This window comes from Geobacillus sp. BMUD (genome assembly GCF_013096845.1).
GTDB classification, from domain to species: domain Bacteria; phylum Bacillota; class Bacilli; order Bacillales; family Anoxybacillaceae; genus Geobacillus; species Geobacillus vulcani.
In genome coordinates this window covers 14155-34938 of the sequence record NZ_SDLA01000011.1, presented here as the reverse complement: position 1 = coordinate 34938, position 20784 = coordinate 14155, and the positions used below count along the sequence as shown (strand labels likewise).

Genomic DNA, 20784 nt, shown 5'->3' with positions numbered 1-20784 from the left:
TTCTTTTCGTTTTTCCCCTGTTGCGGCAAAAGGCAGGTGTCAAACAATGAAACGGTGGGGATGGTTGTTGTGCTGCTGGCTGCTCGCCGGATGCGTGTCGCTTTCGACGGGCGGAAAGCCGGAGCGCCCGCATGAAGCCGCCGTCAAGCAGACGGAAGCAAAGCCGCTTCCGAAAGATATTCATTTGGTCGCTTTAGGCGATTCGTTGACAGAAGGAGTGGGGGACGGCGAAGGGAAAGGAGGCTATATTGGCCGCCTTGTCCCGCTCCTTTCGGCAGAAGATGGGGTTCGGACGGCCACCGTGACGAATTTAGGAAAGCGCGGTCGGCGCATCGCGGAGCTGGAGCCGGTGATCAACGCTCACCAAGATGAGCTCAAACGGGCGGATTTGATTTTGCTGACGATTGGCGGCAACGATGTGATGAACGTCGTCCGCTCGCACTTTTTAGACTTGTCGCGCCAGCGGTTTCAGCAAGCCACGGAAATATTTGCCGACCGACTGGACCATCTATTGATCTCGTTGCGCACGATTAATCCGGATGCGGTCATTGTGCTTGTGGGCCTATACAATCCGTTTTCCAGCACATTGCCGACCATTTCGGAAATCGATGACGTCATCGCCGAATGGAATCAAGCGAGCGCGGCGGTGCTTTCACAGTATGAGCGAACGATTTTTGTCGATATCCAAGACATTTTTGCTGACCGCGATGATTTGCTCTACCGCGATGAATTTCATCCGAATGCCGCAGGATACGAACAGATTGCCATACGGGTGTATGAAGCGTTAAAGGAACGAAAAGAATGGTGGATAGGGAGATTGCTGCAATGAATTGGAAACGAGCGTTTTGGATGTTGGCGGCTGTCAACGCCGCGGTTCTTGTTTGGGCTGTCGCTTGGCTGTTCGAGCCCGCTTCACCGGTGAAGTGGCCGGCGCGCCCGGACGTGGAAGGGGCTTCGTTTACGGTATACTCGAAGAAAGAGCATTTGAACGCCGTCATTAACGACTATTTGGCGGAAAAAACGAAAGACCATCCGCTCCGGTACGATGTTTGGCTTGCCGACCGCGTCTATGTTTCAAGCGAAATCCCGATTTTAGGCCGTCCGGTCGAACTCGTCGTCTCGTTTGTGCCAAAAGTAGTCAAAGGAGGGAATGTCGAGCTCACAGAGCCGATGATTTCGCTTGGCGATTGGAAGCTGCCGGTGACGTATGTGCTTCGCTACTTGCAAAAGCACGCCCCGCTGCCCGATGAAGTGGCGATTGACCCGGAGCACACCCGCGTCTACGTCGCGCTCACGGGCATTCGCTTTGGCAACGGCTATCAAGTGGCGGCCAAAAAAATCGATTTGGCCGCCGATGAGATCGTGTTTACCTTAACGATTCCGACGAAGCAGCACCAGTAAAAAAGACTGTCCGCGTGTGCAGGACAGTCTTTTTTGCGGTTAGGAGCTTCTTTGTCACCCGCTTTTCCGATGCTTCAGATGAGACGCAACCCTTTTGGGTAAAAGTTTTTCACCGTTCCTTTCACTTCTTTCCCCCAGGCGAATGGAAATCCATCCACGGTCACGAGCAGCCAACCGCGATCGCCGCCCGTGGACAGCGTCTCCCCGCGCCAATAGCGGACGATTTCCTCGCTTGTGCTTGCCAGATCCAGCACATGTCGTGCTTCTTCCGTCCGCAGCGATAACGCGAGGGCGTGATTCGGCTCCAGCCGCTCTTTTTTTACTTCACCCAAGTGCAATCCAGCGCGCACGACTTTGATGCCAGATAAATCCGGACAGCGCTCCGGCAACAACACGAAATGTGCTCCAAACGAGGCAAATGTGCCGTCTCGCTCTGTCCGCAATGCCTCTTGTTCAAACTGGCGATACAGGCGAAGGGCAGTTTTTGGCGCGCTCGATTTCGCCCACCTCCCCCGCCAAGACGGGGTGGGCCGCTGTTTTTGGAGTTTGGCGACAAAATGCCCTTCCCCTTTGACGCGGTGCGGCCAAAGGCGGGCGGCGTGTGCGAGATCAAATCGATTCGTTTTCGTCCACTCCGGCCGCCCCGGCTCGATGCCGCCGATTTTCGCAATCGGCAACAACTGCAAATCCTCGTACGTCTCAAGCAGCCATTCAATCGTTTGTTCGTTTTCTTCGGGAGAGAACGTGCACGTCGAGTAAACGAGAATGCCGCCTTCTTTCAGCATCGCATAGGCGCTTTCCAAAATGCGCCGCTGTCTGGCCGCACATTCTTCCACATAAGCCGGACTCCAAAAGGAAACGGCTTCTTCCTCTTTGCGAAACATGCCTTCGCCGGAACAGGGGGCGTCGACCAAAATTTTGTCAAAAAAGCCTGGAAACCGCTCGGCAAGCGCCTCAGGAGTTTCATTGACGACAATCGTGTTCGCCAAGCCGAACCGTTCGACGTTCTCCGCGAGCGCTTTGACCCTCTTCGGATGGATTTCATTGGCCATCAGCAACCCTTTGTTTTCCATCATCGCGCCAAGTTGGGTTGTTTTTCCCCCGGGAGCGGCGCATAAGTCAAGCACCATTTCTCCAGGCTCAGGGTGCAGCGCCTCAGCGACCGCCATGGCGCTCGGCTCTTGAATGTAATACAGGCCGGCCGCGTGGTATGGATGTTTTCCTGGTTGTTCATTCCGCTCATAATAAAACCCGGTCGGGCAAAACGGCACCGGGGAAAGGGAAAAGGGCGCCGTTTTTGTCCATGCGTCCGGGTCGGTTTTCAACGGATTGACGCGCAAGCCGTTCGTTTTTTCCTGCTCATAGACGGTGAAAAACTCATCCGCTTCTTCCTGAAGCAGCGTTTTCATCTTCGCAACAAACGATTCGGGCAGTCTCAACGCAACAAACTCCTTTCTCGGCGTATCATCATGGGCGCACGAGTGTTTAAAAAGCACAGCATCATATGGCTGAACACAAGTTTTTCTGACCCCTCCCTCGAACAAGAACGCCGGCGGAAAAGATGGAAACAGTGCTTTCTCAAATCGTTTTTATTGGTTCATCAACACGTCTGTCATGAGCGTTTGCCTGGCCATTTCACTTTCGGCTCCGTTTTGTTCAAGATGCGTTGAATGTTGGCGCGATGACGGTAAAAGATAAACGAGGCGAGCAACAACACCGCCGCCGTCAACGGGATGTCGTCCGTGAAAAAGACGGTGTACACGACCGCATACAGCGCGGCGGTCATCGATGACAGCGAGACGTAGCGCGAAATCGCCAAGACAACAAGAAACACAGCGATGAGCGACAAAAAGAACAACGGCGAATAAAACAGCATCACCCCGCCCGATGTCGCCACCGCCTTGCCGCCGCGGAATTTGGCGAACACCGGGTACATATGGCCGACGACAGCGACCGCACCGGCTAACAGCGGATGAACAGGGACGGAAAAAAACATCGGCAAGCTCGCCGCCAGTGTTCCTTTTAGCATGTCACCGACAATGACGATCGTTCCCGCTTTCGCCCCAAGCACGCGGAACGTGTTCGTTCCCCCAAGATTGCCGCTTCCATGTTCGCGGATGTCGATTCCGTAGCCGATCTTTCCGACAAGAAGGCCAAACGGAATCGAACCGAGAAGATAAGCAAGAAGCAAAATCAGTGCAGTCATGAAGCCCAACACCCTTTACTCAACAAGTTTGTGCATGTTTCTATTTTACCATGCATGATAGAAAACGGTAGACAGGAATTTTGCATTTCAAGGACATAGCCGCTAAACTGAAAAGAAGAAACGGGCTGTCGGAAAGTTCGTCCGACTCCGGACAGATGAGAAAGGAGCGACCATGATGAAAACGACGGTTGTATGGAACGGAAACATGTCATTCAGCGGCCAAAGCGCCTCCGGTGTGGTGATCCCGATGGATGCCGCGAAGGATGTCGGCGGCAACGATTCGGGCGCGCGGCCGATGGAGCTTTTGCTTCACGCCTTAGCCGGTTGCACCGGCATTGATATCATCCTGATCTTGCGCAAAATGCGCCTGGATGTCCGGGCGTTTTCGATGGAAGTGGAAGGAACGCGCGCCGATGACCACCCGAAGCGGTTTACAGAGATTCATATCCATTACGCCCTTGAAGGCGATTTGCCGGAAGAAAAAGTTGTCCGCGCCATCCGGCTGTCCAAAGAAAAATATTGTTCTGTTTCCCATTCGTTAAACGCTGCCATTACAGCGAGCTATTCGATCAACGGCGTGCGCGGGAAGGAGACGATCTAACAAGGAGGAGGGTTTGACGTTCATGGCCGTTTCGTGTGGCATAGCGCCGGATGACCATATGATGAACAAGGTGTTCCGATCGTTTGCGGAACACCTTTTTTGTGTTAGAACAGATAACGGTGATCAGTCGTTTGGATGGATGCCCTGCCGATCCGCTTTCTTTCAAGTTATGCCCGATAGGCGGCGCGCCAAAAAACTTTGTCCTCATACTTGACACCGATCTTTTAATTGTTATAATTTTTAACATAAATACGTTAATTTTTATTACGCAAAAGGTTGAGGGGGCGGCGGGAAGTGAAAAAAATTGAGGCCATCATCCGGCCGGAGAGATTAACCGATACCATTAAAGCATTGAAACAAATCGGGATTACCGGGTTCACCGTTTCGCAGGTTGTCGGCCGTGGGAAACAGAAGGATACACAAGGAGTGTATCGGGGAAAAAACTACAAAGTGACGCTCCATCCGAAAGTCAAACTTGAAATTGTTCTGTCCGACTATATGGTCGAGCGGACGATCCAATCGATTGTGGCCGCTGCGCAAACCGGCGAAGACGGGGACGGGAAAATTTTTGTCTATCCGGTGCTGGAAGCGTACAACATTCGCACCGGCACGCTTGACTTTGATATTGATGAACTGGCGGAAAAACGGGAGGGACGGGCATGATGGAACATGTGAATGCTGTATGGATCGTCATCGCGGCCGCCATGGTGCTGTTTATGGAAGGCGGATTCAGCTTGCTGGAAGCAGGGTTGGTGCGGACGAAAAACGCCGTCAATGTAACAATGAAAATTTTCGTTGATTTGACCATCGGAGCGCTAGCGTTTTGGCTCATTGGCTTTGGGCTGATGTTCGGAGATGATGCGTTCGGCTGGATCGGCACCACGCTGTTCGGAACACCGGAAGCCATCTCTTTGTCTGTTCCGCTGCCAAGCGCGGCATTTGTTCTATTCCAAATCGGGTTTGCCGTAGCGTGTGTGTCAATTATTTCCGGAGCAGTCGCCGAGCGGATGAATTTTAAGGCATACATTGTGACGGTTCTTCTTGTTTGCGCTGCCGTTTACCCATTATCAGGCCATTGGATTTGGCATAGTGACGGCTGGTTGGCGAAACTCGGGATGAAAGATTTCGCAGGGTCAGCAGCGATTCATGCGCTCGGCGGTTTTGCGGCGCTGGCGCTCGCCAAGCGGCTTGGACCGCGAAAAGGGCGGTTCAACTCGGACGGCAGTGTGAACGTATTTGCGCCGAGCAATATTCCGCTTGCTTCGGCGGGGGCGTTCATTTTATGGTTTGGCTGGTTTGCGTTTAATGCGGGCAGTACACTCGATGCGTCCAATGAAGCGCTGGCGTCGATCGCCCTCAACACAATGTTGTCAGGGGCAGCCGGGGGCACGTCGGCGCTCCTCGTGACGATGAAAAAGTACGGAAAAGCCGATCCAAGCATGGTCATGAATGGTGTGTTGTCCGGTCTGGTGGCCATTACGGCCGGCTGTGCGTTCGTCTCGCAATGGAGCGCGGTGCTGATCGGTCTGGTGAGCGGCGTCATCGTCGTCTATGCGACGCTGTTGGTCGATGCGTTGAAAATCGACGACCCGGTCGGTGCGGTGGCGGTCCATGGGTTTAATGGGGTGTTTGGCACGCTCGCCGTCGGTTTGTTCGACTCGACGCAAGGATTGTTGACGACCGGCCATGTGTCGCTGTTCACCACCCAACTGCTTGGCGCGTTGACCGTCGTCATTTGGGGCTTTGTCAGCGGTGCGCTCATCGCCAATGTGTGCGACCGCACAGTTGGGCTGCGGGCGACAGAGCGCGAGGAAGAAGAAGGGCTTGATATGGCGTACCACGGCATTCCAGCTTACAATGAACTCGAACGGTTTGCCGATCTCCCGGGCGGGTTGTACGATTTTGAGGAGACGACCGGCATTCGTGTTGCTCCGTTAAACAATAAAAACGCCGTCGGATAAGATTGCAGAGGTTGTTCGAAAAGGCCTGCCTGATGGCCTTTGGCGGACAGCCTCTTTTTCTATTTTTCTAATTTACAAAAAATTTACAAAAAAGAATCCTTTTGTCCCTATTATTCTACTTATTCATAAAGATATAATCGGTAGATGAAGGAAAGATACACAGGGAAGGAGACGAAACGATGAAGGGTTCGGAACGATGGGGAAAACGAATGTTGTCGGCATTGACGGCAGCCGCTGTATTGGCGGCAACGCCGGTTGGGGCGGCAGGGAACGGGAAAAGCAAAGGAAAGCCGCCTGCTTCTTCGCACCGTTATATTGAGGTGCAGCTCCTCGGAATCAACGATTTTCACGGTCAGCTCAACGTGACGAGAAAAGTCGGCGGGCGGGAAGTCGGGCGAGCGGATTATTTGGCCGCTTATTTGAAACAGCGGGAGGCAGAAAACAAAAACACGCTGCTCGTCCATGCCGGCGATGCGGTCGGCGCCAGCCCGCCGGTATCGGCGCTGTTGCAGGACGAGCCGACGATCGAAGTGCTGAACAAACTCGGCTTTGACGTCGGCACCCTTGGCAACCATGAGTTTGATGAAGGAGTAGCGGAAATGCTCCGCCTGATCCATGGCGGTTATCACCCGGCGACCGGCGATTTCTCTGGGGCGGATTTTCCGTACGTGAGCGCCAACGTCGTTGACAAAGAAACGAAACAACCGATTCTTCCGCCGTACGTCATTAAGCGGGTCAACGGCATGCCAATCGGGTTCATCGGGGTGACATTGACAGATACACCATCGATCGTGACACCGAGCGGCGTCGCTGGGGTGGAATTCATCGACGAAGCGACGGCGATTAACAAAGCCGTGCGGGAACTGAAGAAAAAAGGGGTGCGCACGATCGTCGTTCTCGCCCATAACCCAGGTGCATCCAATCCGGATGGAACAAACGCAAGCGGAGAAATCGTCGATATCGCCAAAACGGTCGATGATGAAGTCGATGTGATTTTCGCCGGTCATAACCATGCCTATTTAAATGCGGTGGTGGACGGCAAGCTGCTCGTTCAGTCGTATTCGTACGGCACGGCGTTTTCTGATGTCGATCTGAAAATCGACCCGTGCACAAAAGATGTCGTGGCGAAACAAGCGGAAATCGTGACGACGTATCATGACGGCATCACGCCGGATCCGGAAATCCGGGCCCTCGTCGAAAAATATGAAGCGAAAGTCGCGCCGCTTGTCAACCAAGTCGTCGGCACGGCGGCTGAAACGATCACCGACGAGCAAAACGCGAGCGGCGAGTCCGCTTTGGGCAATTTGATCGCCGATGCCCAGCGGGCGGCGATGAACACCGATTTTGCCTTTATGAACCCGGGCGGCATTCGCGCGGATATTGAACAAGGTGAGGTAACGTGGGGAGAGCTGTACAACGTTCAGCCGTTCAACAACCAGCTCGTGAAAATGACGCTCACCGGCGCGCAAATCCGCGAGCTTTTGAATCAACAATGGCAGCCGACACAAACGCGTATGCTGCAAATCTCCGGCCTCCGCTATACATGGAGCGCCAGCAGACCGGCAGGGAACAAAGTCGTCGACATTCAGCTTCTTGATGGCACACCGCTGAATCCGAACGGCGAGTACACGGTGACGGTCAACAGCTTCCTCGCCGACGGTGGCGATGGGTTCACGGTGCTGACGCAAGGGACGAACCGCGAAGTAGGGCCGGTCGATTTGGATGCTCTCGTCTCGTACATTCGCGGCCTTGCGCAGCCGTTTTCGGCACGGATTGAGGGGCGGATCAACCGCCTTCCGTAACACGTGTTGACTCAAGGCGAACGCTCGCCAAGCGAATGAAGAAGGTGTCCCCCAAAGGCCCGGGGACACCTTTTCTTCGCTTCGAATGGCGGGGTTGCTGCCGCTTGTGCTTGAACGACCGAAAACAGATCGTTCAAGCGATTGGTTTCCGCAGATCAAGATGATTTTTGCTCGAATAGCTTGATGATCTCGACGATCACTTCGGCCGCTTTCACCATATTGTCGGCGGAAATGTATTCGTAGCGGCCGTGGAAGTTTTCGCCGCCGGCGAAAATGTTCGGCGTCGGCAGTCCCATATAGGAGAGCTGCGACCCGTCCGTGCCGCCGCGGATCGGTTTCACCTTCGGCTCGATGCCCAAGTTCGTCATCGCTTCGTGGGCGATGTCAACAATGTGGCGCACCGGTTCGATTTTTTCGCGCATGTTGTAATATTGGTCGTTGATTTCGAGCGTGATTCGATCGGTTCCATATTTTTGGGCGAGCGAAGCCGCGATGTCTTTCATTTTCGTCTTCCGCGCTTCAAACTGTTCGCGGTCAAAATCGCGGATGATGTAATGGAGCTTCGTTTCCTCTACACTGCCTTGGAACGAAAGCAAATGGTAAAACCCTTCATATCCTTCTGTATGCTCGGGCGCTTCGTTCGCTGGCAGCTGTTGCTGGAACTCCATGGCGATTTTGATCGAGTTGATCATTTTTCCTTTCGCCGTGCCCGGATGGACGTTTTTGCCTTTGATCGTGATTTTTGCTTCCGCCGCGTTGAAACTTTCGTATTCCAATTCGCCGAGCGGCCCGCCATCGACCGTGTAGGCAAATTGGGCGCCGAATTTGGCGACGTCAAACTTGTGCGGACCGCGGCCGATTTCTTCATCCGGCGTAAAGGCGACGCGCACTTTGCCGTGTTTGATGTCCGGATGCTGAATGAGGTAGTGCATCGCCGCCATAATTTCCGCGATTCCCGCTTTATCATCGGCCCCCAATAGCGTTGTTCCGTCCGTTGTAATGAGCGTATGCCCTTTGTAGTGGGCAAGCTCCGGGAAATCGTTTGGCGACAAGATGATGCCTTGTTCCTTGTTTAACACGATGTCGCCGCCGTCGTATGAGTCGATCAATTGCGGGTTGACGTTGGCCCCGGTAAATTCCGGCGCGGTGTCCATATGAGCCAAAAAACCGATCACTGGCACGTTTTTGTCCGTATTGGCCGGCAATGTCGCCATCACGTAGCCGTTTTCGTCGACCGTCACTTCTTCCATCCCGATCGCTTTCAGCTCCTCGACCAGCATGTTCGCCAACTCCCATTGTCCTTGAGTCGACGGGCACGTATCGCTTTCTGGATCGGATTGAGTGTTGATTTTCGCGTAGCGGATGAAGCGTTCGATGAGTTCGTGTTTCATTGGTTCATCTCCTTATGTACAAGTTTTTCTGGATGAGCGAATCATTCCGCCGATGCAGTAAGAAAAAAGAGGCGGTTCCCGTTTTATTTTACCATAGGCGGCTTCAAACGGTAAAAAAGAGGGGGGCCATTTCCATGCCTAATAATGGATGTGATCCCCATCATTCACCGGGGGGATCAACACGAGGATCGTCTTAAAAATTTTATACCGCTAAACTTGACGGGTATGGGGACCATTTCCTGCTTGGCGCTATGGTGCCCCAAAGTTGGCGTACGGCCGCTTCCATTACAGGCGCCGGTGGCAGAGGACGGTTATGGTATAATGAAAAGGCCAGTGCCTCGTCAGGAACGCGAACGTAGGTGCTTTCTGCCTCGTGCGGATGAAACAAACGGAAAGGAGAAGCCAAACGATGCGATTCAGCTATGTGTCCCATCTGTATTGCCCCAAATGTGCACGTACATATGATGTCGATCAAGTTCATCAACTTTGCGAATGCGGCTCGCCGCTTTTGGTCGCCTATGATTTGGAGGCGATGCGCCAAGAAGTGGTGAGGGAAGTGCTCAAGGAACGCGAACCGAGCTTATGGCGATATCATGAGTTGCTGCCGGTGAAACGCCCGGAACATATCGTGTCGCTCGGTGAAGGGATGACGCCGCTCGTGCCGATGCCGCGCTTAGGGAAGGAAATCGGCATTGAAGCGCTGTACATGAAAGACGAGGGGGTTATTCCAACAGGGACGTTTAAAGCTCGCGGGGCGGCGGTCGGAGTTTCCAAGGCGAAAGAACTGGGCGTCAAACAGCTCGCGATGCCGACCAACGGCAATGCGGGAGCGGCGTGGTCGCTGTACGCGGCGCGGGCGGGCATCCGCGCGACGGTCGTCATGCCGGTCGATGCGCCGGAACTGACGCGAAAAGAATGCGCCATCGCTGGGGCGGAGTTGTATTTCGTCAACGGCCTCATCAGCGACGCTGGGCAAATCGTGGCGAAAGCGATCCGCGAATACGGGTGGTACGATGCTTCTACATTAAAAGAACCCTACCGGATTGAAGGGAAGAAAACGATGGGGCTTGAGATCGCCGAGCAGTTCTCTTGGCAGCTTCCGGATGTCATTTTGTACCCGACCGGCGGCGGGGTCGGAATTATCGGCATTTACAAGGCGTTCAAAGAACTGAAAGCGCTCGGCTGGGTGGACGGCAAGATGCCGCGGCTGGTCGCCGTGCAGGCTGAGCATTGCGCGCCGATCGTGAAGGCGTGGAACGAGAAAAAGCGCGAATCGGAGTTTTGGCCGAATTCCCATACGGTGGCGTTTGGCATCAATGTCCCGAAAGCGCTCGGCGATTTCCTTGTGCTTGAGGCGGTGTATGAAACGGACGGCTGCGCCATTGCGATCAGCGATAAGGACATTTTAGCGGAACAGCGGGCGGTGGCGAAACTGGAAGGGGCGTTCATTTGTCCGGAAGGGGCGGCGGCGTTTGCCGCGGCCCGCAAGCTGCGCGAGAGCGGCTGGATTCGCGACGGGGAGACGGTCGTCGTACTCAACACGGGGACGGGATTGAAATACGCCGATTTGATTCAAGTCGCCCCGCCGGTGCTCGAGCCGGGGGATGTGCTTCCAAAGGAGAATGGATAAATTGGCGGAGTAGGATAACGTGGGAAAAAAAGCGGCATCGAAAAAAGGCATGCTGCTTGGACTGGCGGCGGGAACAGCGACAATGGTTCTGATCATGAGCGTGCTGAACTACTACGTTTTTTTGCCGGCGTATACGCTTTTTCTCGGCGCTCCGGCGATGAGTGCGCCGGAAACAAAAGCATTGGTCATTTCTGCGATTTTGCCGTTTAACGCGGCAAAAGGAGTGCTTATGGCGGTTGTGTTTATGCTTCTCTTTTTGCGTCTTCGCCCGTGGCTACAAAAACAGGCTGTCGCACGCCGGGCAGCATAGCGAAAAAACGAGGGGTTCTGTTCCAACCCCTCGTTTTTTCATTTCTGCTGTCGATGAGTGGGGAGATTCGATTCTCTTCACCAAAACCGAAACTTGGATACCGATTCGGCGAACCGCTCTTCTTTAAACGGATTGGCGGTCATCGAATAACCGCGCTCTTCCCAGTAGCCCGGCTCGTCCTTTTTCATGAAGCGGATGCCGGACGCCCATTTCGCCCCTTTCCATAAGTAAAACGTCGCCGGCGGAATAAAGCGGAGCGGATAGCCGTGCTTCGGCGAGATGTCTTGCCAATCGTGATGCTTGTCTTTCCAGCGGTAGACAAACAGTGCATCATCGCCCATCAACGCGTCAAGCGGCAAGTTCGCCGAATAGCCAAACCGGTCGCCGTTTAAATATCCGTAAATTTTCACGTATTTGACATCGGGATGCAGCTCCACAAAGCGCAAAAATTCGCGGAAGGCGATGCCTTCGAACGTCGTGTCGAATTTTGACCACGTCGTTACGCAGTGCATATCCACGGTCGAAATCGTCTTCGGCAGCCGCATCACTTCCCCATATGACAGCGACACTTCCTCTTTCACGTCACCGAACAGCCGAAAATTCCACGTCGCTTCATCAAATGAGTATACGTCTCCTTCGTGCAAAATCGGCCATTTTTCCGTTTCAAATTGGCCAGGAGGGAGTTGTTTCGACATAAGCAGCCACTCCTTTATGATTGATGATCGAACATCAGCGCAAGGGAAGCGAACAGACGTCATTTTCCTTTGTTGCCGGCATTGCCGTCCGCCCAATGGACCATGGGTCATGCTCATCGGTTTTGTCGGCCGGCATGACGTCCGTTGTTTTTCGGTGGCAACGGCTTCTCCCCGCATCGGGCATCAGGGCTGGAAGATCCAACACGGTTCTCCCTGTTTTTCCATTATATCATATCCGAAAGAAAGGATGGGCGCTTCCGTTTTTCTGACGTCGAGGAAGCGGAGGTTGGCGAACGTAAAGATGGAGAAAGGAATGGAGGAGTCATTTTGCCATGAAGCCAAGTTGGACACGGGAAATTTTCGTAAATATTTATTGATTTTCTACTTTTCTCAATTATATAATGATAATAACAAATTTTACCATGATCATGGGCAATGCTTTTGCCGCCTTCCCTGTTATGACCGCTGGAATCGCGGTCCCGCTGCTGATTCAACAATTTGGCGTCGACGCGAATCATGTCGCCGCTCTCGGGATGTTTTCCGGCTACTGCGGCACGTTGATGACGCCGATGGCAGCGAATTTCAACATCGTTCCCGCCGCCTTGCTTGATCTACGAGATCAACATCATGTCATTCGCGTGCAAGTGCCGACCGCGCTCATTCTTTTGGCGTTTAACATTGTGGCGATGTATGTGGTCACGCTCATGGACTTATAAAGTCATGATCAAAAGGGGATGGAGATGCGATGAAAACCGTACTTGTCACCGGATTTGCGCCGTTTGGAGGAGAAACCGTGAATCCATCGCTAGAGGCGATCAAGCCATTAGCCGGTTGGAAAACCGATACGTATACGGTTGAGACAAGGGAGATTCCAACGGTGTTTGGCAAAGCGATTGAGACGTTGTATGCCGCGATGGAAGACGTGGTTCCTGATCTTGTCATTTGCGTTGGTCAAGCGGGAGGACGGCCTGATCTTTCGATTGAAAGAGTGGCGCTCAATGTGAATGATGCGCGCATTCCGGGTAATGAAGGCAATCAGCCGATTGACACGCCGATTGTTCCCAATGGTCCGGTCGGTTATTGGTCCACATTGCCGGTCAAGGCGATGGTCCATGAGTTAAGACGGCACGGTATACCGGCTTCCGTCTCGCATACGGCTGGAACGTTTGTGTGCAATCACCTGTTTTATGGACTCATGCACTATATCGCTGAGTCGCAACGGCCCATTCGAGGAGGGTTCATCCATATCCCGTATTTGCCGGAACAAGCCGCCCGTCATCCAGGGCAGCCGAGCATGGCGTTGGAAACGGTGGTGAAAGGATTGCGGATTGCGATCGACGTCGCATTCCGGCAGGAGGAAGATATCGCAACGAGCGAAGGATCGATCTGTTAAGGAAAGAGCAGCGAGCGCCGCATCGGAAACACGAACGGTGCTGTATCCTTCACCTCTCGGCATCAATCGGGCCAAGCAAAAGCGATCGCCATCGAGGGGGAAGGCGAAGCGGCCATCGCCACGGCGAACGTTTCGCCTATGCCTGCTGTTCCAAGCGTGCGTTTCAGCGCCCGGCCTGATTGATCTTTGCAACGTTTTTTCGCTGGATGGAAGAGAAGAAATAAACACGCCGAGATTGGGAGAAAAAACATAAATATCTCAGTAAGCTTAAACAGCGGCTTTGTAAGAGGGGTCGCTGTTTTCTTTATATTGTTAAATTTTCCTATATTCAGGTATAAATCATCCGTATTTTATGAATTATGTTGTTATTCATTCGCATGATAAGAATAAGGTTGAATGTAGGAAAAGAATCCTGAAACTGTAAAATTCCTAAAGAACCATTTGTATGATATATTAGAAAATAGATAATAATAAAAACATAAAAAATGTTGTTTTTTGTAGGTTTCATAAACTTATTTAGATAAGGATGGATTGCTATAATGATAAAACATGGCCAATTGGATATGATGTGGGTGGGGAATGAGAGACAGGCACATATTTTAAAACTTGTCGAGGAATTTGGGTCAGTTCGGGTGGCGGATATGAGCAAAAAATTTAACGTAACCGAAGAGACGATTCGCAGAGATCTTGAAAGGTTAGAAAAGGAGGGGTTGATAAAACGGGTACACGGAGGAGCGATATCCATAAAAAAAAGTCAAACAGAAATTCCGTTTTTTAAACGTCAATCGATTAATATAAAAGAAAAACAAGCAATAGCACAAAAAGCGGCAACTTTTATTGAAAACGGTGATATTATTGCTTTGGATGCTAGTACTACCTCACTACAGATGGCGAAATATATCCAAGATAAAGAGATTACGGTGATCACAAATTCGATTGCCGTAACGTTGGAGTTAGCTGGAAGAGAAGAAATCACCCTGATTACTATAGGAGGCTATCTTTTAGATAAATCGATGTCATTTGTTGGGATATCTGCTCAAAAAGTTATCGATGATTATCATGTGGATAAGTTATTTTTCTCATGCACTGGATTTGATGTGCAGAGAGGAATTAGCGAAGCTCACGAAATGCAGGCTCAGACAAAGAAAAAATTTATTTCTATATCGGATCAACTTTTTTTGCTTGCTGATCACAGCAAATACGGGACAAAATCATTGATTCGTGTAGCTAATTTGGAGGATGTTGATTATTTAATTACGGACGACAAAATGTCTGTGAATGATATGAGAAGTATCAGAAGTTTAGGGGTCAATGTTGTTCTGTCTTAACAAAGACTCACCTCCACAAAAAACAAACACACTTAAACTTATTTTTTTGTTTTTTTAATTTTAAAATCAAAAAAAATAAAAAATATAATGTTGAAAAACAAAAATGAGTTAATTATAATAATAATCAAACAATATAGAGGTGAGAACCTTTGGAAGACCAATATGTATTTGGAATAGATTTTGGCACTGAATCCGCTAGAGGTGTACTAGTAAGTGTGAAATTAGGGGAAGTCGTCGCCTCAGCTGTCTCCTATTATCCTCATGGGGTAATCACGGAAAGGCTACCTGAATCTGGACAACCACTTGAGGCCGATTGGGCACTTCAGCATCCAAGAGATTATTTATATGTACTAAAAGATATAGTAAAACAATGTTTAAAAGGTTCAGGGATTAACGTTCAAAATGTGATAGGTATTGGAATCGATTTTACTGCAAGTACAATTCTACCTATTTTTAAAAATGGGATTCCTCTTTGTTTTGATCAGAAATACAAAAGAAACCCACATAGCTGGGTTAAGTTATGGAAGCATCATGCAGCACATAAACAAGCTCAGCTTATCAACAAAGTAGCATTCAAGAGAAACGAGCCCTTTTTGCGCAGATATGGAGGGGAAATATCTGAGGAGTGGATGTTGCCTAAGATTTTGCAGATATTGCATGAGTCCCCAGAAATTTATGAGGCTGCTGATAAATTTATCGAAGCCGGGGACTGGGTTGTCATGCAGTTGGTTGGAGAAGAAAAACGGAGTTCGTGTATGGCGGGATATAAAGGGATATGGAGTAAGCATGAAGGATTCCCATCTAAGGAATATTTGAAATCCGTTCATCCGCGCCTCGAAAATTTAATTGATGAGAAATTATCGGGCGATATTTATCCAATCGGTTCAAGAGCAGGTTTTCTATCTCAAAAAATGGCTTCGGAATTAGGATTAACTGAGAATGTCGCTGTATCTGTTGCAATTATTGATGCCCATGCTGCCTTGTTGGGTGCTGGAATAAATAAACCTAGAATCATGGTTATGGCGATGGGAACATCGATATGCCATATGTGTGTGGATAAAAAAGAAATTTTTGTACCAGGGATCAGCGGTGTAGTTGAAGATGGTATTCTGCCTGGTTATTTTGGATACGAAGCTGGACAGAGTGCCGGAGGAGACTTATTATCATGGTTTGTCAAAAATGGTGCACCCGCCCATTTGATGAGAGAAGCAACATCGGAGATGATGTACCGCGTTTTGGAAGAAAAAGCATCCCACCTCCGACCAGGAGAGAATGGGTTGTTGGCGCTCGATTGGTGGAATGGCAATCGTTCTGTTTTGAAAGATCCGAATCTCACAGGGCTTATTGTTGGTTTCACTTTGCAAACCAAACCAGAGCATATATATAGAGCACTGATGGAATCTCTCGCTTTTGGCACAAAGAAGATTTTAAACGTTTTTATTGAAAACGGTATCAATATAGATGAAATATATGCATGTGGAGGCTTGGCGGAAAAAAATAAGCTATTGATGAAATTGCTTGCAGATATAACAGGTAAAAATGTGCACGTTGTGACATTACCACATACATGTGCTATGGGAGCAGCTGTGCTTGCTGCTGTTGCGGCAGGGAAAACAAGAGGAGGATGGGATACGATTGAGGAGGCCCAGCGCCATATGATTCACTATGAACCTATCATTTACGAAGTAAATGAAGAAAATAGAAAGATCTATCATCAATTATTTATCCAATACGAGTTTTTGTATGATTATTTTGGAAGAGCAAAGTTGATGAAAAACCTTTTGTCTATTAAAAGTGGAAACTTGCCTGAGGGGAGATAGTGCGTGATTTTAATCGGCCCATCTCTTATGTGTGCTGACATGGGAAATCTCAGGGATAATGTCATTCGTTTAGATAGAGCAGGAGTTGACTATTTTCATTTTGATATTATGGATGGGAAATTTGTTCCGAACTTTACAATGGGGCCGGATATGATTCGAGCTCTAAGGAATTCTACAAACAAACCGTTTGATGTTCACCTAATGATTGAAAGGCCGGAAGAGCATTTGGGATTATTTATTGATGCTGGAGCGGATATGATCTCAGTTCATGTCGAAGCCACACCTCATCTCCAAAGGACATTGAAAAAAATTCGTGATAGTGGCTTGAAGGCAGGGGTAGCATTAAATCCATCGACCCCTATTTCCACCATTGAATACGTTTTGGATACGGTAGACTATATTACAGTGATGACGGTCAATCCGGGGTTTGCTGGACAAAAATTTATCCCTTTAATGAAGAAAAAAATTAGCAAACTGAAAGAGTTGATCACAGAGGCAGACTATGATGTGAATATTCAAGTAGATGGAAATATAGGGTATCAAACAATGCCAGAGGTTTTACAAAATGGAGCAAATATGCTAGTCTTGGGAACCTCATGTCTATTTAAGCAGGAACTGACTTTAGAAAATGCAGTTCTTAGGCTAAGACGGTTTATTGATCGTTTTCAGATGCAATCGAGTCTAAGATCAAAGGAGAAATAAGGAAATGGCTGATATTGTCGTCGTTGGAAGTATAAACATTGATATAGTAGCTCTTACAGATCGATATCCTAGCCATGGGGATACGGTTTTTGGAAAAAAAATCGAGCTGCTGCCAGGAGGGAAAGGGGCAAATCAGGCGACGGCATGCGCTCGTCTGGGGAAAACTGTCCATATGGTCGGCGCTATCGGAAAGGATTTGTATGGGGAGATTGTGTTAAAGTCGTTACAAAAAAGCAAAGTTGACACAACCTATGTAAAACGTATAGAAGATAGCCCAACAGGTTGTGCCATTATTACTATTGATCGTACAGCTGAGAACACCATGCTTGTGGTCAAAGGGGCGAATGATCAGCTACGGGTTGCAGATGTATGCGACGCTTTTTCTGGTATGTCCAACAGCCAAGTTCTATTAGTTCAAATGGAAGTTCCAGAAGAAATAGTCATTCAATCTATGATTGAAGCAAAAAAGAAGGGTATGTTTGTGATTCTTGATCCTGCGCCAGCTGATGGGATTACGGTGCGTGCGTTAGAATATGCTGATTTAATTATCCCAAACCGTCAAGAGACAAAGGAATTAACTGGAATTGATGTAGTATCGGTGGACACAGCATATGAAGCCGCCAAATGTTTTGAGTTAATGGGAGTAAAAAAGTTGATTATTAAAATGGCTGATAAAGGTTCATTGGTCTGCAATGACGGAAAGTTTGAGTATATCGACGCTGTTCCAGTAACCCCAGTAGATACTGTTGGAGCGGGTGATTCCTACGCGGGTGCACTGGCATGTGCTATTGTTGATGGGGAGGATCTTGTAAGCGCTGCACAATTTGCGACCATCGTTGGTGCATTGAAGGTGACGAGGTTAGGTGCACAAGTTGGTATTCCGACTCTTGAGGAAGTAGATGAGTTCTGTAAAGAAAGGAATCTTATGTACTATAAGTTGAAGAAAGAGAATGAGCAAGAAGAAAGCGAATGGTTGATGTGAGACGAAAGGGGAAGGACTATGTCTGAATATTTATTGAGGATGAATCGTATTAGCAAAACGTTCCCTGGAGTTAAAGCGCTTGATGAGGTCAGTCTCGAGGTGAGACGTGGTGAAGTTCATGCTTTAATTGGAGAAAATGGCGCTGGGAAATCCACACTTATTAAAATATTGGCAGGAATTTATCAGCCGGATCCTGGTGGGGAATTTCACTTTGAGGGGCAGAAGGTGCATATAAAAAGGCCATTAGATGCGACTTTGAAGGGTATATCGGTTATCTATCAAGACTTAAGCTTATTCCCCAACTTATCAGTAGCGGAAAATATATGTATAGGAAGAGATAGCAACAGCAAGTCATGGAAAAAAATAAACTGGAGAAAAGTCAGGGGGATAGCGGAGAAAGCGCTAGCAGAACTTGATGTTCATCTTGATTTAGACATTCCAGTTGAACGTTTAAGCATTGCTCAACAACAGCTCGTTGAGATTGCAAGGGCTATTGCATTTGATTCTAAGCTCATTGTGATGGATGAGCCGACATCGTCGTTATCCTCGGGAGAAGTTGAAAAGCTCTATAGAGTAATAAATAATCTTAAACAAAAAGGAATTTCTATTATATTTGTCAGTCATAAATTAAAAGAACTATTTACCGTTTCCGATCGGTTTACTGTTTTGCGGGATGGCAAATACGTTGGAACATTTTTGAAAGAGGAACTTGATGAGGAAAAACTTATTACTTTAATGGTCGGACGCAAAGTCCAGTATGAGAGAAATCAAAGAGCTAGAAAGATAGGAAATACAGTCTTAGAAGTGAAGGGGTTATCAAAGGAAGGGAATTTTAAGGATATTTCTTTTGAGTTAAGAGAAGGAGAAATTTTGGGGATTACCGGTCTGGTTGGATCAGGAAGAACGGAACTTGCCCAAGCGATATTTGGAATTAATAGACCTTATACAGGTGAAATTAAAATTAACGGAAGAACAGTAAATATAAGGTCACCGGAAGATGCAGTGAAAATGGGAATCGCCTATATTCCTGAAAGTCAAAAAACTCAAGGGCTTATTCTACGGCAATCAATTATTAATAATATCTCTCTGCCCATTTTGAAAACGTTTCGAAATATGCTTGGTTTAATTAATCGTAAAAAGGAAGTTGATTTAGCCCACCACTATATGAAAACGCTTGATGTCAGACCACCCATACCGGAAATGGCTGTGGGCCAGTTGTCAGGTGGAAACCAGCAAAAGGTTGTCATTGGAAAATGGCTTTCAACCAAACCGAGAGTTTTAATTGTTGACGAACCGACGAACGGCATTGATATTGGGGCTAAAACAGAAATTCATCAACTTCTTCGTCAGCTTGCCTCAGAAGGAATAGGGATTATTGTAATCTCCTCGGAACTCCCGGAGATTTTAGCGGTAAGTGATCGAGTTTTAGTCATGAGACATGGGAGAATAGTGGGTGAACTAGGAATTCAAGAGGCCACCCAGGAAAATATTATGAACTATGCGTTACTCGGAGCAAAGCAACAGACAAACTACGAGTATTCAGTAACATACGTAGCAGATAGGGAGGTGCAAATGTGAAGGCTGTTTTTAAATCGAAAGAAATCAGTATTGCAGTGATTGTAATTATGCTTTCTATAGTGCTGTCATGTATCAGTCCTGTATTTTTAACATTTGATAATATTCTTGATATTATGAAAGGAAGTGCTGTTCTCGGCATTTTAGCTGTAGGGATGACACTAGTCATTATAACCGGGGGGATCGATGTATCGGTAGCGGCGGTAACCAGTGCTGTTTGCGTAATTATTGGAAGACTTTTGTTGATCCTTCCAGACAATCTAATATCACTTCTTCTTTTATTTTTCATTGCTCCTTTACTCGGAGCAGTGCTGGGGGGAATCAATGGTTTTCTTGTGTCCAAAATTCAGATTCCAGCTATTGTAGTAACGCTTGGAACAATGAGTATGATTAATGGGTTAGTTTTGTATATCACCAACGGTCAATATTTAAATAGCACAAACTTCCCACAAATCTTTATTGAATTTGCCAATTTTAAAATTTTTGGAGTATCTATTCTCATTTTAATATTTCTTGTTGTTGCGCTTTTAACTTGGTTTATTTTGAAATACACCGTTATTGGCCGTGAAATTTTAGCGGTTGGTGGAAACAAGGAATCAGCCATAAGGGTTGGTATTAACTTTGATAAAGTTCAAATTTTCGTCTTTGCCTATATGGGATTTTTAGCTGGGATTGCAGCCATTGCACAAGTCGCTTACACAAAGGCAGTCGACCCAAACGGCCTAGTTGGATTCGAACTTTCAGTTATTGCAGCCGTTGTGTTGGGCGGTGCCAATATTATGGGGGGACGCGGAACAATTTTAGGAACATTTTTAGGGGTTTTGTTGTTGGGGATTATGCAAAATGGTCTCATTTTAGCACGAATTGATACTTTTTGGCAAAAAATAGTAATTGGAACTATTATTCTTATTGCTGTTTCATATGATCACATTCAATATAAACGGACCAAAGACAAACTGTCAAAAATTGAGGTAGAGTCATAGAAAG

General features: G+C 48.4%; 18 protein-coding genes and 2 pseudogenes. 16 read left to right on the top strand and 4 right to left on the bottom strand.

All coding sequences use genetic code 11. The features are described from left to right. Positions 1–46 precede the first annotated feature (46 nt). Both ETC05_RS12390 and ETC05_RS12385 read left to right on the top strand, forming a co-directional pair. The gene (locus tag ETC05_RS12390) at positions 47–829 is read left to right on the top strand and encodes an SGNH/GDSL hydrolase family protein (RefSeq protein ID WP_171661130.1); all 783 of its coding nucleotides are present in this window, start codon (positions 47–49) and stop codon (positions 827–829) included. Beyond that, positions 826–1401 (top strand): YpmS family protein, encoded by a 576-nt coding sequence (locus ETC05_RS12385; RefSeq protein ID WP_171661129.1) that lies wholly within the window; start codon positions 826–828, stop codon positions 1399–1401. The genes ETC05_RS12390 and ETC05_RS12385 overlap by 4 nt, the downstream gene beginning before the upstream one ends. Positions 1402–1475: 74 nt before the next feature. Here the strand turns inward: ETC05_RS12385 and ETC05_RS12380 are convergent, their stop codons facing one another. Beyond that, positions 1476–2840 carry an RsmF rRNA methyltransferase first C-terminal domain-containing protein gene (locus ETC05_RS12380; RefSeq protein WP_171661128.1) on the bottom strand — a complete coding sequence of 455 codons (1365 nt, stop codon included), beginning with the start codon at positions 2838–2840 and terminating at the stop codon, positions 1476–1478. Between the two features lie 173 nt (positions 2841–3013). After that, positions 3014–3607 carry a glycerol-3-phosphate 1-O-acyltransferase PlsY gene (plsY, locus tag ETC05_RS12375; protein WP_171661127.1) on the bottom strand — a complete coding sequence of 198 codons (594 nt, stop codon included), beginning with the start codon at positions 3605–3607 and terminating at the stop codon, positions 3014–3016. 175 nt (positions 3608–3782) lie between these two features. On the opposite strand from plsY, the gene ETC05_RS12370 reads away from it, so the two are divergent. The 4 genes from ETC05_RS12370 (at position 3783) to ETC05_RS12355 (ending at position 7971) form a co-directional block, all read left to right on the top strand. Then, on the top strand, positions 3783–4208 hold the full coding sequence (locus ETC05_RS12370; RefSeq protein WP_031409431.1) for an OsmC family protein: 426 nt from the start codon (positions 3783–3785) through the stop codon (positions 4206–4208). Between the two features lie 294 nt (positions 4209–4502). Beyond that, a complete protein-coding gene (locus ETC05_RS12365; RefSeq protein ID WP_051870821.1) occupies positions 4503–4871 on the top strand; it encodes a P-II family nitrogen regulator in 369 nt (122 codons plus the stop codon). After that, complete coding sequence (locus ETC05_RS12360) at positions 4868–6169, top strand: ammonium transporter (protein ID WP_031409437.1); 1302 nt, start codon at positions 4868–4870, stop codon at positions 6167–6169. The genes ETC05_RS12365 and ETC05_RS12360 overlap by 4 nt, the downstream gene beginning before the upstream one ends. 179 nt (positions 6170–6348) lie before the next feature. Beyond that, complete coding sequence (locus tag ETC05_RS12355; protein ID WP_171661126.1) at positions 6349–7971, top strand: bifunctional metallophosphatase/5'-nucleotidase; 1623 nt, start codon at positions 6349–6351, stop codon at positions 7969–7971. A gap of 155 nt (positions 7972–8126) precedes the next feature. Here ETC05_RS12355 and pepT read toward each other — a convergent pair whose 3' ends face one another. Then, positions 8127–9362 carry a peptidase T gene (pepT, locus tag ETC05_RS12350; RefSeq protein ID WP_171661125.1) on the bottom strand — a complete coding sequence of 412 codons (1236 nt, stop codon included), beginning with the start codon at positions 9360–9362 and terminating at the stop codon, positions 8127–8129. Between the two features lie 409 nt (positions 9363–9771). On the opposite strand from pepT, the gene ETC05_RS12345 reads away from it, so the two are divergent. Together ETC05_RS12345 and ETC05_RS12340 are read left to right on the top strand one after the other, a co-directional pair. After that, positions 9772–10992 carry a threonine synthase gene (locus ETC05_RS12345; protein WP_031409443.1) on the top strand — a complete coding sequence of 407 codons (1221 nt, stop codon included), beginning with the start codon at positions 9772–9774 and terminating at the stop codon, positions 10990–10992. Between the two features lie 28 nt (positions 10993–11020). Further along, positions 11021–11302 (top strand): annotated as a pseudogene (locus ETC05_RS12340) (ECF transporter S component); the annotation flags it as partial. Positions 11303–11379: 77 nt separating this feature from the next. Here ETC05_RS12340 and ETC05_RS12335 read toward each other — a convergent pair. Next, positions 11380–11997, bottom strand: a complete 618-nt coding sequence (locus ETC05_RS12335) for a sulfite oxidase-like oxidoreductase (RefSeq protein ID WP_171661124.1) — start codon at positions 11995–11997, stop codon at positions 11380–11382. Positions 11998–12392: 395 nt separating this feature from the next. Here ETC05_RS12335 and ETC05_RS12330 point away from each other — a divergent pair. The 8 genes and pseudogenes from ETC05_RS12330 to ETC05_RS12295 form a co-directional block, all read left to right on the top strand. Beyond that, positions 12393–12713 (top strand): annotated as a pseudogene (locus ETC05_RS12330) (5-oxoproline transporter, DUF979 family subunit); the annotation flags it as partial. Between the two features lie 29 nt (positions 12714–12742). Further along, positions 12743–13390, top strand: coding sequence for a pyroglutamyl-peptidase I (gene pcp, locus ETC05_RS12325; RefSeq protein ID WP_171661123.1), 648 nt, complete (start codon positions 12743–12745; stop codon positions 13388–13390). A gap of 539 nt (positions 13391–13929) precedes the next feature. Beyond that, a complete protein-coding gene (locus tag ETC05_RS12320) occupies positions 13930–14718 on the top strand; it encodes a DeoR/GlpR family DNA-binding transcription regulator (protein WP_171661122.1) in 789 nt (262 codons plus the stop codon). Positions 14719–14867: 149 nt separating this feature from the next. Continuing rightward, positions 14868–16538 (top strand): ribulokinase, encoded by a 1671-nt coding sequence (locus tag ETC05_RS12315; protein WP_171661121.1) that lies wholly within the window; start codon positions 14868–14870, stop codon positions 16536–16538. 3 nt (positions 16539–16541) lie between these two features. After that, positions 16542–17240, top strand: a complete 699-nt coding sequence (gene rpe, locus ETC05_RS12310; RefSeq protein WP_171661120.1) for a ribulose-phosphate 3-epimerase — start codon at positions 16542–16544, stop codon at positions 17238–17240. A 4-nt stretch (positions 17241–17244) separates the two neighbouring features. Continuing rightward, positions 17245–18222 carry a ribokinase gene (gene rbsK / locus ETC05_RS12305; RefSeq protein WP_171661119.1) on the top strand — a complete coding sequence of 326 codons (978 nt, stop codon included), beginning with the start codon at positions 17245–17247 and terminating at the stop codon, positions 18220–18222. 18 nt (positions 18223–18240) lie between these two features. Next, positions 18241–19800: a sugar ABC transporter ATP-binding protein gene (locus ETC05_RS12300; protein ID WP_171661118.1), complete on the top strand. Its 1560-nt coding sequence runs from the start codon at positions 18241–18243 to the stop codon at positions 19798–19800. Next, on the top strand, positions 19797–20780 hold the full coding sequence (locus tag ETC05_RS12295; RefSeq protein WP_171661117.1) for an ABC transporter permease: 984 nt from the start codon (positions 19797–19799) through the stop codon (positions 20778–20780). The genes ETC05_RS12300 and ETC05_RS12295 overlap by 4 nt, the downstream gene beginning before the upstream one ends. Positions 20781–20784 lie beyond the last annotated feature (4 nt).

Excerpts from the sequence above, each read along its gene's own strand:
- ETC05_RS12360 (WP_031409437.1), top strand. The coding sequence starts at position 4,868 with ATGATGGAACATGTGAATGCTGTATGGATCGTCATCGCGGCCGCCATG.
- ETC05_RS12390 (WP_171661130.1), top strand. The coding sequence starts at position 47 with ATGAAACGGTGGGGATGGTTGTTGTGCTGCTGGCTGCTCGCCGGATGC.
- ETC05_RS12355 (WP_171661126.1), top strand. The coding sequence starts at position 6,349 with ATGAAGGGTTCGGAACGATGGGGAAAACGAATGTTGTCGGCATTGACG.
- rbsK (WP_171661119.1), top strand. The coding sequence starts at position 17,245 with ATGGCTGATATTGTCGTCGTTGGAAGTATAAACATTGATATAGTAGCT.
- ETC05_RS12320 (WP_171661122.1), top strand. The coding sequence starts at position 13,930 with ATGATAAAACATGGCCAATTGGATATGATGTGGGTGGGGAATGAGAGA.
- ETC05_RS12300 (WP_171661118.1), top strand. The coding sequence starts at position 18,241 with ATGTCTGAATATTTATTGAGGATGAATCGTATTAGCAAAACGTTCCCT.
- ETC05_RS12385 (WP_171661129.1), top strand. The coding sequence starts at position 826 with ATGAATTGGAAACGAGCGTTTTGGATGTTGGCGGCTGTCAACGCCGCG.
- pepT (WP_171661125.1), bottom strand. The coding sequence starts at position 9,362 with ATGAAACACGAACTCATCGAACGCTTCATCCGCTACGCGAAAATCAAC.
- pcp (WP_171661123.1), top strand. The coding sequence starts at position 12,743 with ATGAAAACCGTACTTGTCACCGGATTTGCGCCGTTTGGAGGAGAAACC.
- ETC05_RS12370 (WP_031409431.1), top strand. The coding sequence starts at position 3,783 with ATGAAAACGACGGTTGTATGGAACGGAAACATGTCATTCAGCGGCCAA.
- plsY (WP_171661127.1), bottom strand. The coding sequence starts at position 3,607 with ATGACTGCACTGATTTTGCTTCTTGCTTATCTTCTCGGTTCGATTCCG.
- ETC05_RS12345 (WP_031409443.1), top strand. The coding sequence starts at position 9,772 with ATGCGATTCAGCTATGTGTCCCATCTGTATTGCCCCAAATGTGCACGT.
- ETC05_RS12335 (WP_171661124.1), bottom strand. The coding sequence starts at position 11,997 with ATGTCGAAACAACTCCCTCCTGGCCAATTTGAAACGGAAAAATGGCCG.